General features: G+C 75.1%; 12 protein-coding genes. 7 read left to right on the top strand and 5 right to left on the bottom strand.

Annotation, left to right across the window (positions count from 1 at the left end):
- Nucleotides 1-87 precede the first annotated feature (87 nt).
- On the bottom strand, nucleotides 88-687 hold the full coding sequence (locus tag ACN20G_RS31385) for a DUF6194 family protein (RefSeq protein WP_424216630.1): 600 nt from the start codon (nucleotides 685-687) through the stop codon (nucleotides 88-90).
- A 101-nt stretch (nucleotides 688-788) separates the two neighbouring features.
- Between ACN20G_RS31385 and ACN20G_RS31390 the strand changes: the two genes are divergently transcribed.
- Nucleotides 789-1,577, top strand: coding sequence for a MerR family transcriptional regulator (locus ACN20G_RS31390; protein WP_424216631.1), 789 nt, complete (start codon nucleotides 789-791; stop codon nucleotides 1,575-1,577).
- A gap of 390 nt (nucleotides 1,578-1,967) precedes the next feature.
- Here ACN20G_RS31390 and ACN20G_RS31395 read toward each other — a convergent pair whose 3' ends face one another.
- Nucleotides 1,968-2,300, bottom strand: coding sequence for a hypothetical protein (locus tag ACN20G_RS31395; RefSeq protein WP_424216632.1), 333 nt, complete (start codon nucleotides 2,298-2,300; stop codon nucleotides 1,968-1,970).
- 464 nt (nucleotides 2,301-2,764) lie between these two features.
- On the opposite strand from ACN20G_RS31395, the gene ACN20G_RS31400 reads away from it, so the two are divergent.
- The 4 genes from ACN20G_RS31400 to ACN20G_RS31415 all read left to right on the top strand — a co-directional run bounded on the left by ACN20G_RS31400 (nucleotide 2,765) and on the right by ACN20G_RS31415 (nucleotide 8,542).
- Complete coding sequence (locus tag ACN20G_RS31400) at nucleotides 2,765-5,287, top strand: DMSO/selenate family reductase complex A subunit (RefSeq protein ID WP_424216633.1); 2,523 nt, start codon at nucleotides 2,765-2,767, stop codon at nucleotides 5,285-5,287.
- Nucleotides 5,288-5,457: 170 nt separating this feature from the next.
- A complete protein-coding gene (locus ACN20G_RS31405; RefSeq protein ID WP_424216634.1) occupies nucleotides 5,458-7,281 on the top strand; it encodes a serine/threonine-protein kinase in 1,824 nt (607 codons plus the stop codon).
- A gap of 907 nt (nucleotides 7,282-8,188) precedes the next feature.
- The gene (locus tag ACN20G_RS31410; RefSeq protein ID WP_424216635.1) at nucleotides 8,189-8,314 is read left to right on the top strand and encodes a hypothetical protein; all 126 of its coding nucleotides are present in this window, start codon (nucleotides 8,189-8,191) and stop codon (nucleotides 8,312-8,314) included.
- 24 nt (nucleotides 8,315-8,338) lie between these two features.
- A complete protein-coding gene (locus tag ACN20G_RS31415) occupies nucleotides 8,339-8,542 on the top strand; it encodes a hypothetical protein (protein WP_424216636.1) in 204 nt (67 codons plus the stop codon).
- Between the two features lie 114 nt (nucleotides 8,543-8,656).
- Here the strand turns inward: ACN20G_RS31415 and ACN20G_RS31420 are convergent, their stop codons facing one another.
- The 3 genes from ACN20G_RS31420 to ACN20G_RS31430 all read right to left on the bottom strand — a co-directional run bounded on the left by ACN20G_RS31420 (nucleotide 8,657) and on the right by ACN20G_RS31430 (nucleotide 11,762).
- On the bottom strand, nucleotides 8,657-9,601 hold the full coding sequence (locus ACN20G_RS31420; protein WP_424216637.1) for a hypothetical protein: 945 nt from the start codon (nucleotides 9,599-9,601) through the stop codon (nucleotides 8,657-8,659).
- 60 nt (nucleotides 9,602-9,661) lie between these two features.
- The gene (locus tag ACN20G_RS31425; RefSeq protein WP_424216638.1) at nucleotides 9,662-10,957 is read right to left on the bottom strand and encodes a DUF2306 domain-containing protein; all 1,296 of its coding nucleotides are present in this window, start codon (nucleotides 10,955-10,957) and stop codon (nucleotides 9,662-9,664) included.
- Between the two features lie 343 nt (nucleotides 10,958-11,300).
- Nucleotides 11,301-11,762, bottom strand: coding sequence for a GNAT family N-acetyltransferase (locus ACN20G_RS31430; protein ID WP_424216639.1), 462 nt, complete (start codon nucleotides 11,760-11,762; stop codon nucleotides 11,301-11,303).
- Nucleotides 11,763-11,916: 154 nt separating this feature from the next.
- Between ACN20G_RS31430 and ACN20G_RS31435 the strand changes: the two genes are divergently transcribed.
- Both ACN20G_RS31435 and ACN20G_RS31440 read left to right on the top strand, forming a co-directional pair.
- Nucleotides 11,917-12,522 (top strand): histidine phosphatase family protein, encoded by a 606-nt coding sequence (locus tag ACN20G_RS31435; protein ID WP_424216640.1) that lies wholly within the window; start codon nucleotides 11,917-11,919, stop codon nucleotides 12,520-12,522.
- A gap of 440 nt (nucleotides 12,523-12,962) precedes the next feature.
- The gene (locus ACN20G_RS31440; RefSeq protein ID WP_424215958.1) at nucleotides 12,963-13,367 is read left to right on the top strand and encodes a transglycosylase SLT domain-containing protein; all 405 of its coding nucleotides are present in this window, start codon (nucleotides 12,963-12,965) and stop codon (nucleotides 13,365-13,367) included.
- The last annotated feature ends 384 nt before the right edge of the window (nucleotides 13,368-13,751 follow it).

Here is a 13,751-nt window from a genome sequence, read left to right on the forward strand (position 1 = left end):
CGGGCCTACCGGCGCGTACGGGCTGCCGGTCCCGGACCCCACACGGGACACCCGGCCACCAGCCCACCGGCCACCAGCCGTCAGCCGTCAGGCATCGCGGCGGGTCCTGCGGGCGACGGCGCGCGCGTGGGCCTCGTGGACGAGGGCGCGCAGGTGCGGAGCGGTCACGGGACCGGGGTTGAGGATCGCGATCCAGCCCTGGGCGGCGTAGACGGGGTGGGGCAGGATCCGGTCGAACGCGGTGGGGTCGGGGGCGGCGTCCACGCGAGACGCGTCACCCTCGGTGCCGGCGGCAGCGCCAGTGCGAGTGCCGGCGCCGGCGCCGACGCCAGTCCCCGGGCCGGCGACGGTGCCGGTGCCCGGGACCGGGGAACCCTCGGCGTCCGGGCCTCGGGTGAGTTCGGCGAGGCGGGCGCGGCCCACGGCCAGGTTGACGCGGAACACCCCGGACCGGTCAAGAGCAGAGGCCGTGTCGAAGCCGGGGTAGTCCTTGACGACCACGGTCGCGAACGGCATCGCGGAGGGTCGGGCGCCGGCGGGCGCGTCGGTGGCGAAGGTGTCCCCCCAGGCGATCTCGGGCGCTCCGGTCCCCGGGCCCGCGGTCTCGACGTGCACGTCGGGCAGCTCGGCGAGGAGGTTCACGACCTCGCGTTCGGTCATCGTCGGATGGGTGTCGTCGAAGTTCATGCCTTCAAGCCTGTCATTGAAGTGCTTTGTGAGGTTTTTCGGTTCTCGGGCCCGTGAGCGAGCATGAAAACCTCACATCGGGCACGAGGAGAGGAGCGACCGTGGGAGGCGCGGGAGAGGACCGGCCCGAGGGGCCCGGCGGGCAGGTCGGGCACCGGGCCGTGGACCTGGGGCGGCTCGTGGGCGTGTCCGCGCAGCAGATCCGGGTCTACGAGGCGAGCGGGGTGCTGCCGGCGGCGGAGCGGACGGCGTCCGGGCACCGCAGGTTCGGGGAGCGGCACCGCGTCGCCCTGCTCGCGTACCGGGCCCTGGCCCGCGGGTGTGGCCCCTCGGGCGCGCGGGAGATCGTGCGGTGCGCGCACACGGGGGACGGGCCGGGGGCGCTCGCCCTCCTCGACGCGGCCCACGCCGCGCTGCACGCCGAACGCGCCGGGGCGGAGGAGGTCGGACGGACCCTGACGGTGCTGGGCGCGGAGCAGGCCGCGCACCCCGTGCCCGACGGCTCTCCCGGGGGCCGCGCGGCGGGCGCGCCGCTGTCGGTGGGGGAGGTGGCGCGGGTGTTGGGGGTGCGGGCCTCGGCGCTGCGGACGTGGGAGGCGGCCGGGCTGCTCGTGCCGGGCCGCGACCGGGCCGGGCACCGGCGGTTCACGTCGTCCGACGTGCGCGAGGCCCGGGCCGTGCTGCTGTTGCGGCGGGCCGGGCACCGGCCCGATCGGATCCGTCCGGTGCTGACCGAACTGCGGGCGGCGGGCGGGGCCACGGACCGTCTGCGGGACGCCGTCGCCGCACGTCGCGCCGCCCTCGACGCGCGTTCCCGGGCCCTCCTGGAGGGCGCGGCACACCTTCACGGCCTGTTGCGGCCCGGCCTCACGACCGGCTCCGGGTCCTGAGACCGCCTCGGCCGCCCTCGGCCGTCGCGCGCAACCGCCCCGGGGATCCGCCGAGTTCGCGCCGGCGGGCGGGCGATGCGTCGGGGGTTCGCAGGGCGGCGCGCAGGGGGACGGCCGGCTCCGGGGACGACGGCGTTGGCGGCGGAGAGCGGACCGGACCCCACCTCGACCGCACCGCGACCACGTCCCCCACTCGCCCTCGACCACGACGGCCACCGCGAGCCGAGCGACGGAAGCGACCGAAGCGACCGGGTTCCGGGATTGGGCCGACGTTCCTCGATGCCGCCCGGCCCCGCCCCTGTCCCGCCCGGGACCCGCGCGGCCACCGGTCCGGGGAGGCGGACCGGTCGCCGTGTCGGGACGCCCCGGCGGCCGGCGCGGGTGCGGCGGTCAGTGGCCGGCGTGCAACACGCCGTCCCGGTTGGTGCCTTGGTCGATGGCGTTGACGTTGCCGACGCTGCACGTGTCCACCGGCATGTCGGCGACCAGTTCGCCCAGCTGAGGCAGTGCCCCGGGGTCGGTGACGCAGCGTTCGGCGGCGGAGGCCTCCGCGGGGCTCGTCGAGGTGACGGTGCCGAGGTTGTTGGCGTTGTCGGCGTGGGCGGCCGGGGCCGCGAGGGCGAGGGCCGCGACGGCGGCGGTGAGCAGGAGGCCGGCCGCGTTCCCGGTCGGCGTGGTCCGGCGCGCGGGCCGCGAGGGCTCGTTGATCTTCTGCGTGTCCATGTGCCGCTCAACGGTGCGACGGGGCGACCCGTCACGCCCGTCCGGCCGCCCGGGGCGCGCGGCGCGCCCGGAAACCGTCGGTCGGAGCAGCGACCCCCGGCCTCGGACCCGGGGCCGCGACCCGACCCCCCGGCCCGACCCCGCGAACCGACTCCGCCCGAAACCCCGACCCCGAACCCCGCCCCGGCCCCGACCCCCCGCGCCCGAACCCCGACCCCGAAACCCCGCGCCCCACCCCCTACCCCCGGACCTCGGACCCGGGCCGGTGTTCCGGCGGGCGGGGGGTCGACGGGGCCAAGGCCACCGGGTTTTGCGGACCTTCAGGCCCGGGTCACCGGCCCTCTGCCGGCGGGGGCGCCCGGCGGCGCGCACGAGACTGGGAGCCGGGCGGGGGCCCGGCGCGGCCCGGGGCGCTCCGCCGCCGAACCGCGGCCACCGGTCGCACATTCCCGGAGGAGTCCCTGATGGCGTCCGAGTCCGATTCCGAGCCCGATCCCCGCCCCCGACCCCACTCCCGACGACCGCACTCCCCCGCGTCCGCCCCGGCCACCGCCCACGCCGGAACGGGTCCGCGTCGTCGCTCGGTGCTGTCCTGGTCGGCGGCGGTGGGCGGCGGTGTGGCCCTGGTCGGCACCGGGGTCCTCTTCGACCGGATGCCCGGCGTCGGCGCCTCCCGTGCGGCGTCCGCGGATTCCGGGCCGGGCGACGTGACCACCCACTGGTCCTCGTGCAACGTGAACTGCGGTTCGCGCTGCCCGCTGCGGATGCAGGTCCGCGACGGGCGGATCGTGCGCGTGCTGCCCGACGACGGCGGATCCGACGAACTCGGGTGGCAGCAGATCCGGGCCTGCGTGCGCGGCCGCTCGATCCGGCAGCGGATCTACAGCCCGGACCGGCTCAAGAAGCCGATGCGGCGGGTCGGCAAGCGCGGCGGCGGCGAGTGGGAGGAGATCGAATGGGAGGAGGCGTACAAGGAGATCGCCGGCACGGTCAAGCGGCTGATCAAGGAGTACGGCAACGAGTCGATCTACCTCCAGTACGGCACCGGCACCGTCGGCGGCACCCTGACCCGCAGTTCGGCCTCCAAGTCGATCCTGTCGCGCCTCATGAACTGCGTGGGCGGCTACCTCAACTTCCACTCCGACTACAGCACGGCCGCGATCACCAGCGCCTCGATCTTCCACTACGGCGAGTTCGCGCAGTCCAACAGCCTGGACGACGCGAAGAACGCCAAGCTCCAGGTGATGTTCGGCAACAACCCGCTCGAAACGCTCATGTCGGGCGGCGGCGAGACCTTCGTGACCCAGCGCACCCGCGCCGAGCACGGGGTGCGCACGATCGTCATCGACCCGCGCTACACGGACACGGCGATGGCCGTCGGCGACGAGTGGGTGGCCCTGCGGCCGGGCAGTGACGCGGCGCTCGTCGCGGGCATCGCCCACGTGATGATCTCCGAGAACCTGCACGACCAGGCGTTCCTGGACCGCTACTGCCAGGGTTTCGACGAGGAGCACATGCCGAAGGGGATCCCGGCCGGGAACTCCTACCGCAGCTACGTGCTGGGCGAGGGTCCCGACAAGACGGCGAAGACTCCGACGTGGGCGGCCCGGATCACCGGCGTGCCGGCCGCGACCATCGTCCGGCTCGCCCGCGAGATCGGCACCGCCCGCCCCGTCGCCATCACCCAGGGCTGGGGGCCGCAGCGGCACGCGAACGGGGAGAACACGGCCCGCGCCGTGTTCACCCTGGCCGCCATGACGGGCTGCGTCGGCGTGCCCGGCGGGGGCTCCGGCGCCCGCGAGGGCTCGTACACGCTGCCGTTGGCCGCGCCGTACCTGATCCCGAACCCGGTGAAGACCGCGATCCCGGTCTTCAAGTGGACGGACGCCGTGGAACGCGGGCCCGAGCTGACCGCGCTGAAGGACGGCGTGCAGGGCAAGGACAAGCTCGACGTCCCGATCAAGATGATCTGGAACTACGCCGGCAACATCCTCGTCAACCAGCACTCCGACATCAACCGGACGATCAAGCTGCTGGAGGACGAGAGCAAGTGCGAGCTGATCGTCGTCATCGACAACCAGATGACGGTCTCCGCCCGTTACGCCGACATCCTGCTGCCCGACGTCACCAACGTGGAGCAGGTCGAGCTCGTCCAGCAGGGCAGCGCCGGCAACATGGGCTACGCGATCCTCGCCGACCGCGTCGTCGAGCCCCTGCACGACTGCCGGCCCATCTACGAGATCTGCACGGGCGTGGCCCGACACCTGGGCGTGGAGAAGGAGTTCACGCAGGGCCGCAGCCAGGAGGACTGGCTGCGGCTGACCGTGGAGGAGTCCCGCAAGGCGATCCCCGGCCTGCCCGGCTTCGACGACCTCCGCAAGGCGGGGGTGTGGCGGACGAAGGCGCCGGGGGACTCGGGGCTCGTCGCGTTCAAGGCGTTCCGCGAGGACCCGGAGAAGAACCCGCTCAAGACCCCCTCCGGGAAGATCGAGCTGTTCTCGACGAAGCTGTGGGAGATGTCCACCACCTGGGAACTCCCCGAGGGCGACCGGATCACGGCCCTCGCCGAGTTCACCGACACCTGGGAGGGCCCGGAGGAGGCCCGCCGGCACCGCAAGTACCCCCTCCAGTGCATCGGCCACCACTACAAGCAGCGCACCCACTCCAGCTACGGCAACAGCCCGTGGCTGAAGGAGGCGCACCCGCAGGTGGTGTGGATCAACCCGGAGGACGCGAAACGACGTGGCATCGCCAACCACGCGAAGGTCGCCGTCTTCAACGACCGGGGCCGCATCGAACTGAAGGCCCGCGTCACGCCCCGGATCGCGCCCGGCGTGGTCTCCGTGCCCCAGGGTGCCTGGTACACCCCCGACAAGCGCGGCGTGGACACCGGCGGGTCCATCAACACCCTCACCAGCTGGCGCGCCACGCCCATCGCGAAGGGCAACCCGCAGCACACCAACCTGGTCCAGATCGAACGGGCCTGAGGCGGAGGACGGTCCGGCCGCCGGGCCCGCGCACGACGCCCCCACGCGTCGCGCGCGGGCCCGCGCCCGTCGATTGGGGCGGGATTGGGGGCTTCCGCCCCGGATGCGGCGCCGCCGGGTTGTACGAACTCCCTGGGAACGGCGCGGGGGCCTTCGGCATGATGGTGGCCATGAGCAGCTTCGGGGGACACCGGGAAGAGCCCACCAGTTGGCGGATCGAACCGCCGAACGGGGCCCGCGGCGCGGACGACGGCGCGCGGGCCGCGGACGACGGCGCCGCGAGCACCGCCGACCCGCGCACGGGCGTGTTCGGCCCGCCCCCGGACGCGGACGCGGACCCGTCCGGCCGGGTCCCGGTCCCGGTCCCGGGACAACACACCCCGGGCGACGTGCGGGGCGACGCGCGGGGCGCGGGGCGTCTGGTCGGCGGGCGCTACCGGCTGCTGGAACGTCTCGGCTCCGGCGGCATGGGCACGGTGTGGCGGGCCCGCGACGAGGTCGTGGACCGCGACGTCGCCGTCAAGGAACCGCGCGTGCCCGAGCACTTCTCCGCCGCCGAACGCGCCACCGCCCACCAGCGGATGCAGCGCGAGGCCCGCGCCGCCGCCCGCATCGACCACCCCAACGTCGTCGCCATCCACGACGTGGTCGTCGAGGACGCGAGCCCGTGGATCGTCATGGAACTGGTGCGCGGCCGCTCCCTGGGCGAGGTACTGGACGAGGGCTCGCTCGACCCGCGCGAGGCGGCCCGGATCGGCCTGGCCGTGCTCGGCGCCCTGCACGCCGCGCACGAGGCCGGTGTCCTGCACCGGGACGTCAAACCCGGGAACGTGATGCTCGGCCGGCACGAGCGGGTCGTCCTCACCGACTTCGGCATCGCGCAGATGGAGGGCGAGGCCAAGCTCACCGAGACCGGCGCGTTCATCGGCTCGCCCGAGTACATCGCGCCCGAACGCGTCCTGGGGCGACGCCCCGGCCCCGAATCCGACCTGTGGTCGCTGGGCGTGATGCTGTACGAGGCGGTGGAGGGCGTGTCCCCGTTCCGCCGCCAGGTCACCCCGGCGACGCTCCAGGCGATCCTGCTCGCCGAACTGCCCCCGGCCCGCCAGGCGGGAGCGCTCACCGAGGTGTTGACGGGACTGCTGCGCAAGGAGCCGGAGGCCCGACTGACCGCGCAGTCCGCGACCCCGCTGCTGCGGTCCGCCGCCCGTCCCCCGGAACCCGTGCCGGCGCCCCGATCCGGGTCCACGTCCGGGTTCGTGCCCGGGGTCACGGCCGAGGGCTCCGCCCACCCGCCCACCCGCCTCGCCGGCGGCCCCGACGCGCCCCCCGGCGCCGAGGGCCCCGGCCGCCGGTCCGGCACGTGGACGATCCGCCGCAGCACGGCCCTGATCGGCATCGGCGTCCTGGTCGCGGCCGGCCTGGGCACGTGGGGCGTGCTGACGTGGACGGCCGGCGGGCCGCCCGAGGGCTGGAAGACGTACGAGGAGTACCGCATGGCCCTGACCACGGCCGCGCCCTCCCCGTGGAAGATCACCACCGAGGACGACCTGAAGTCCTACGACGGCCCGTACCGGGGCACCCGCTACACGGCGCCGAAGGAGGACGCCTACCTGCTCGTGGACCGCAAGGAGAAGGTCACCGAGACGGCGCGCGCCACGGCCGACAAATGGGCGAAGGACTGGGCGGACGACCCGGCGCCCAAGGGCGGCACGAAGGCCGTCGCCTCGGTGGAGTCCACGACCCTCCAGGGCCGGGACGCGGCCGTGCTCACCGTCGAGTTCAGCAAGGAACTGAAGGACGACAAGGGCAACATCACCGGCTCGGAACGGTGGGCGACGAAGAGCCTGATCGTGGTCGACTCCCACCAGGAACGCGTCACGCTCACGGCGGCGGCACGCACCACGGGCTCGGGCGGCGACGCGGCAGGCACGAAAACGGCGGCCGACCTGCTGACGAAGGCCCGCACGTCCTTCCACCTGACAACCCCGTAACCCCCGACCCCCACCCCGACGGCCCCGCGGGGGTGGGGGGGGGGACGAGACCGGTGGCGGAGCCGCCGGCGGCAGCTCCACCACCGGCTCAGAAGCCATCCCCTGAGCCACGCCCGGACGTGGACCTGACCCGCCGCCGACGCCGGCGCCAAACCCGAATCCGGCCCCGGCACCAAGCCCGGAACCCGAGCCGGGTCCCGGCCCGGGTCGGAGGCCGGGTCCGGGTCCGGGTCGGAGGCCGGGTCCGGGTCCGAAGCCAAGCCAAGCCAAGCCAGGGGATCAGACCCGAGGCCAAGGCCGGCCCCGGGACCTGAGCCAAGCCCGGATCAGGCGCCGCCCGATCTGGGACCAGGGCCGAAACCAAACCCGGGGCCGAGCCGGTGCTGCGGCCGAATCCCGAGGCTGGCGCCAAGAGCCGAGGCCCGATGCCGATGCCGATGCCGGGGCCGGGGTCAAGGACCGGGGGCCGGGGCCAGGGACTGCGGGCCGGGGGCCAGGGGCCAACGGCCAGAAGCCAGGCCAACAGCCACAGGGGCCGGGGCCAGGGGCCAGGGGCCAGGCCAACGGCTGGGGGCCGAGGCCAAGGTCCGGGGGCCGGGCCAAGGTCCGGGCCTGGGGCCTGGGGCCAGGCCAACGGCCAAAGCCGGAGGCCGAGGCCAGAGGCCAGGGGCCGAGGCCGGGGGCCGGGCTTGGGGTCAGGGGCCGGGCCTGGGGCCGGCGGCCGGGTCTGGGGCCAGAACCAAGGCCGGGGCCGGGGGCGGGGGCCGATGCCAACGCCAGGGGCCAAGGGCCACAGGCCGGGGGCCAAGGGCCACAGGCCGGGGGCTGGGGAGTTCCCGGCCGGGTGCTCGGGCCGGACCCCGCCCCGCCTCACCCCGCCGCCCGTCGGATCGGGCATCATGTCGCCATGAACACGCCGAGCACGCCGAGCACCCCAGGCGCCCCGGGCACGCCGGGCACCCCGGAGTGGGTCACCGTCGCCTCGTACGAGAACCTGGGCCGCCTGCACCCGAACGCCGCCCTGCGGGCCTGACTGCGCGACCGCGGCATCGACTGGATGCCCTTCGCCCCGGACGAGATCCGCGTGGACCTGATGTGCGGCCCCGGCCCCGACGGGCATTGGCACGGCCGGTTCGTGGTCGGCGTCCGCCCCGACGCCCTGCGCCGCCTCGGCCTGCACCCCGATCAGCCCACCGCCGCGCCCACCGCCCCGTCCCCGCCCGGCTGGTGGCACGCCGCCGCCGAACACCGCGCGCACTGACCCACGTCCGCCCGCCGCCCCGCGTCCACCCGCCCGGTCGACCCGCCGGCCCGCCGACCGCCCCACCGCCCCACCCGCCGTGGCGCTCACCTCGCCCCACTCACCTCGTCCCGCTCACGCCGCCCCGGGCCCGGGCCGCGCCGTCGGCGCGCCCGCCGGGTGACGGGTCGCGAGCAGGCGGCCCGCCGCACCGGCCACGGCGAGCCCGATGAGCATCGCCACCAGCGCGAGCCCCGCCCCCGACCCCCAGGCGACCTCCCCGGCCCGCACGACGAGCGCGAGCCCGACGGCCGCCGCGACCCCCGGCAGGGCAAGACCGGCGGGCCGCAGCAGCCGCACGTCGTCCTCGGCCAGCGCCGCCAGCACCCCGACGCCCAGCGCGAGCGCCCACACGCCCAGCGCCTGCGCCTCCACCCGCGTCGTCGCCCACGGCACGAACGCGCCCCAGAACCCCGGCAGGAACACCAGCCCCGCCCCGATCCCGGTCCACGAGGAGCCGAGCAGCGCGAGCGCGGGCCGCGACCACGCGGGCAGCGGCGCCACCGACGGGGCACCGGACCGACGGCCGCCGCGTTCCAGGCTCCGGGCCCGCAGCCACTGCGCCGGCACCGCCAACACGATCCACAGGCTCAGCCCGCCGAGGACGGCGATCCAGCCGAGGGCGAAGAAGACGGTGACGATGGGCCCACCCGTCAGCAGGGGCATGGCGTCGGGATTGACGAGGGTGACGACCAGCAGACCGGGCACCACCACGACCACGGGCAGCACGAGCGTGCGCGCCTCGGCCCAGGTCCGGGCGCGGGCGGCGGCGAGCAGTCCGGGGGCCGTGCCGAGCATGGCCGCGCCCACCAGCGCGGTGCCGAGACGGTGGTCGGTGGTCCATGGCCCGAAGGCGTATCCGGCGAGGTTGACCACGGCGAGCAAGGCCCCGACACCGCCGCTCACGAGCCCGACGACGGAGGCGAGCAGGGCGACGGCGGCCCCGAGCGGGGCCCGCCCGTCGGTCACGGGGACGACCTCGGGTGCGGGTGCGGCTGTGGGCTGGTCCGAAGAGGACACGGGTACTCCGTTCGATCCGGGACGCGAGGACAGACGACGGACGGGGGACGCGAAGACCCCTCAGACACCCACCGCGCCCCCCGCCCCGGACGACCCGACCCCGAACCCGGCCCCGGTGGCCGCACCGGCACCCACCCCCGGCACCCCGCCCGCACCCCCACCCGCACCCGCTCCCGCGACCGCCCCGTCACCGACCGCCCGCCCCTCCCCCACCCCGTCGCCATCGCCGTCGCCGTCGGCCTGCCCCCGTCGCACCAGCTCCCGCGCGTACAGCAGCCGCAGGCCGACCACGCTCACCGCTCCGAACGACACCAGTCCCGCCCCCACCGCGAGCGCCGCGACCAGCGCGGTGGCCCGGTCGAGGTGCAGGGCGCGTTCGAAGGGGACGAGGACGGCGAGCGACAGGGCGGGCGAGAGCGCGGAGGCCACCAGGTGCGTGCGCCACTCCTCGCGCGGCCACACCCGCCCCCGCCGTCCCGCCCGTCGCGCCGCGAACGCCAGCGCCCCGTGACACAGCAGGTACGGCACGAGCCACGCGCCCGCCAGCCGCTGTCCGGCCTGCCCCTGCGCCCACACCTGGGCCAGCAGCACGGCGACCGCGCCGGCGCCGAGGAGGTGCGCGGCCAGGAGCACGGGCCACGGGGTCCACGTGCCGCGCACCCCGGGCACGAAGGCACGCCGGTCGAGGGCGCGGGAGCCCAGCAGGGCGCCGAAGGTGACGAGCAGCCCGAGGTGGGCGATGGCGAGGGTGTTGATCTCGGCCATCGACAGGTCTCCGGGGAACAGTCGGGGCAGGCCCCCCCATTCCAGCCGGAGCAGCGGCGCGGTCATCAGGAAGCCCCAGCACAGCAGCATCCAGCGCTGGTGCAGGTCGGGCATGCGCGCGAGGGCGGCGGCCACGCCGAGGACGACGGCTCCGACCGTGCCGACCAGGATGGTGGCGAGCACGATCCAGAACGCGGGGCCGCTGAAGGCGTCGGCGGGCGCGGTGCGGGCCAGGTAGACGGCCGCGCCGGCCATGGAGACGAGGACCGTGCCGGCGAACAGCGCGCCGAGGATCCGGTGCGCGCGGATCCGCCCCCGGCGGGCGGTGAGGAGTTGCAGGGGGCCGAGGAGCATCAGCAGGCCGCCGAGGACCGAGTGCACGATCAGCGGGATCAGGCTGCGGCCGTAGGGGCCGACCCGGCCGGCGAGGGCCTCGGCGACGTATTCGGCGGAGACGGTGTGGGCGAGGATCCACTCGCCGAGGGCCGGGGCCCCGGGGCGGGCGTAGGGCCACAGCTCGGTGGCGGCGACGGGGGCGTAGGCGAGGCAGAGGGCGGTGACGGCGAGGGCGGCGACCCGCCCGACCCGCACCCGCCGATCCCCACGACCCGTTTCGGCGGCGGCCACGGAAGCGGGGGCGACGGGGGCGGGGGCGACGGGGGCGGGGCTGACGGGTGTCGCGCCCCCTGACGGTCGCGGTAACGGTTGCGGTGACGGTTCCGGGCGTTGCTGCTGCACGGCGACTCCCCCGTTCGCGTGGCGGCGGCCCGCTCCCGGGCGGGCGGACCGCCGGACGCGGACGTGACGACGTGACGACGTGCGGCGACGCGGGCGGTGGGCCCGGCGGCACTGTCCTACCGGACGGTAGGGTCTGCCGCCGGCGCGGGTCAACGGGTCTGCACGGGCGAGCCGACGAGGCGGGGCGCGACGGGGGTCAGTCGTGCGGGCCGCCGGCCTCGCGGACGAAGAGGGTGACGGTCGGCCCGGCCATGAAACCGCTGCGGCGCATGAGGCCGGAGGACGCCGTGTTGCGGGATTCCACGTCGGTGACGACGGCGGTGGCCCCCGCCTCCTCCAGGCCGCGGCAGCACACGGAGACGAGCCGGGCGGCGATGCCCCGACCCTGGAACTCGGGATCGGTGGCGATCCATTCCAGATTGCCCCAGTCCTGACGCTGGTCGAACCCGAGCGAACCGAGGACGAACCCGGCGACGCGCCCGTCGGGGGCGGGCACCACCCAGCACGAGGAGTGCTCGGCGTCGTGGTGGTGGGCGATCGCCGACAGCGACCAGGAGGTGTAGGGCTTCACGCTCAGGTCGTAGACGCGACGCCCGAGCGCGAGCACCTCGGGCACGTGCTCGATGGCGAGAGGAACAGGAACAAAAGAGGATGACATGCCCCGACCCTACGCAAAGGACGCCGGACCACCCACCGACACACCCGTCCACCCGTTCGAGTGAACCCCTCCCCCCAACACCTCACACCCCGCCACCTTCGACTACTCTCCGTTACATCGACGGTGTGTACGACGAAAGCGCGGGGTGTGAACGATGGGCGACCTTCTCCTGATCCGACACGGCGAGACCGAGTGGAGCGCCACGGGCCGCCACACCGGACGCACCGACATCCCGCTCACGGACGCCGGACGGGCCGAGGCCCGAGGGCTCGCCCCGGGCCTGAGCGGCCGCAGGTTCGCGTTCGTCGTCAGCAGCCCGTTCCGTCGCGCCCTGCGCACGGCGGAACTGGCCGGACTGCCCGAACCCGAGACCGACCCGGACCTGTGCGAATGGGACTACGGCGGATACGAGGGCCTGACCACGGCGCACATCCAGCGCACCAGACCCCACTGGTCCCTGTGGCGCGACGGGGTCCCGCCACACCCCGACGGACGCCCGGGCGAGAACGCCGAGGACGTGGGCCGCCGCGCGGACCGGATCCTCGCCCGCCTCGTCCCCCTCCTCGCCCACACCGCCGACGACGGGGTCCTCGTCGCCCACGCGCACCTGCTGCGCGTGCTCACGGCCCGCCGCCTGGGCCTGCCCCCGTCCGAAGGCCGTCTGTTCCTCCTCACCACCGGAACGGTGGGCCGCCTCTCGACGGAACACGGCCTCCCCGTCATCGCCGGCTGGAACCAACGCCCGAAGGCCGCACCCTGAACCCTGAACACCCCCGGAGGCGCGCACGACAGGACACGTGCGGTGACATTAGAGGGGCGGGACGGTGAGGCGGCCCACAGGACCTACGTCACATACGAACCGGGATCGTAGTCCCGGGCGGTTCCACTCCACCCCGGCCCGCACCCGGCGGACCGGCCCGCCGACCGTCCTCCGAACCACCCCGAACGGGCCCCCGATCAACGAGGGACGGTAGTAGAAGGGGTGTTTGCCGGCGCCTCCGGGCCCCGGCTAGAACTGGACCAGTCGCCAGGCGGCAGGGCCTCCCCCCGGAGCCCCACGGAGAAATCCCTCGGGATTCCCCCGGGCCCCGAGCCCCGAGCCCCCGCCAACAGGAACCCTCCGCACCCCGGTGCGGTCGGATCGACCCGTCCCCGACGCGGTAGCGGCCGACCCCAGTCCCCTCCGGAAGGTTCCCTTTCGTGTCCCGCTTCGCCCTGCGTTCCATCTCCGCTTCCAAGAAGGCCGTCACTGCCTCCGTCGTGGGACTGGCCGCCGCCGGCTCCCTCCTCGCCGCCGTGCCCGCCCAGGCCGCCCCGATGAACGCCAAGGCGATCGCCCAGCAGATGATCCCCGACCCGGCCCAGTTCGCCGCGTTCAACAACATCGTCTCCCGCGAATCCGGCTGGAACCACACCGCCACCAACACCGCCTCCGGCGCCTACGGCCTCGTCCAGGCCCTCCCCGCCTCCAAGATGGCCTCCGCCGGCTCCGACTGGAAGACCAACCCCGCCACCCAGATCAAATGGGGCCTCGACTACATGAACACCCGCTACGGCAGCCCCGTCGGCGCCTGGAACTTCTGGCAGCAGCACCACTGGTACTAAACCACCACCAGCCACACAGCGTCACAGGCACCAGCCACACAGGCACGAGCCACACAGCGACACCCGCAAGGGCCCCGGCAACCACGCCGGGGCCCTGCGCGCATTCCCGAACGCGCCCCCGGTGCATGGTTGCGGTGGCCGCCTGCCGGCGGCGGGCAAGTCAAAAACCTTTCCCAGGGGCGGCGGGGGAGCGGTCTCGGGCACGGTCCGTGCCCGGGTGCGGCCCGGCACCGGGCCGGGGTGGCCGCCTGCCGGCGGCGGGCAGGTCAAAAGCCTTTCCCAGGGGCGGCGCAGGGGAGCCGGGGCCTGGATCCGTGGCCGTCCACCGGCCCGAACAGGGCCGGGCCAGGTCCCCAGCACGCGACACGCCGGGACATGCCCACG

The organism is Streptomyces dryopteridis, from assembly GCF_049606955.1.
Lineage (GTDB): Bacteria > Actinomycetota > Actinomycetes > Streptomycetales > Streptomycetaceae > Streptomyces.

Excerpts from the sequence above, each read along its gene's own strand:
- ACN20G_RS31385 (WP_424216630.1), bottom strand. The coding sequence starts at position 687 with ATGAACTTCGACGACACCCATCCGACGATGACCGAACGCGAGGTCGTG.
- ACN20G_RS31395 (WP_424216632.1), bottom strand. The coding sequence starts at position 2,300 with ATGGACACGCAGAAGATCAACGAGCCCTCGCGGCCCGCGCGCCGGACC.
- ACN20G_RS31400 (WP_424216633.1), top strand. The coding sequence starts at position 2,765 with ATGGCGTCCGAGTCCGATTCCGAGCCCGATCCCCGCCCCCGACCCCAC.
- ACN20G_RS31405 (WP_424216634.1), top strand. The coding sequence starts at position 5,458 with ATGAGCAGCTTCGGGGGACACCGGGAAGAGCCCACCAGTTGGCGGATC.
- ACN20G_RS31410 (WP_424216635.1), top strand. The coding sequence starts at position 8,189 with ATGAACACGCCGAGCACGCCGAGCACCCCAGGCGCCCCGGGCACGCCG.
- ACN20G_RS31415 (WP_424216636.1), top strand. The coding sequence starts at position 8,339 with ATGCCCTTCGCCCCGGACGAGATCCGCGTGGACCTGATGTGCGGCCCC.
- ACN20G_RS31430 (WP_424216639.1), bottom strand. The coding sequence starts at position 11,762 with ATGTCATCCTCTTTTGTTCCTGTTCCTCTCGCCATCGAGCACGTGCCC.
- ACN20G_RS31435 (WP_424216640.1), top strand. The coding sequence starts at position 11,917 with ATGGGCGACCTTCTCCTGATCCGACACGGCGAGACCGAGTGGAGCGCC.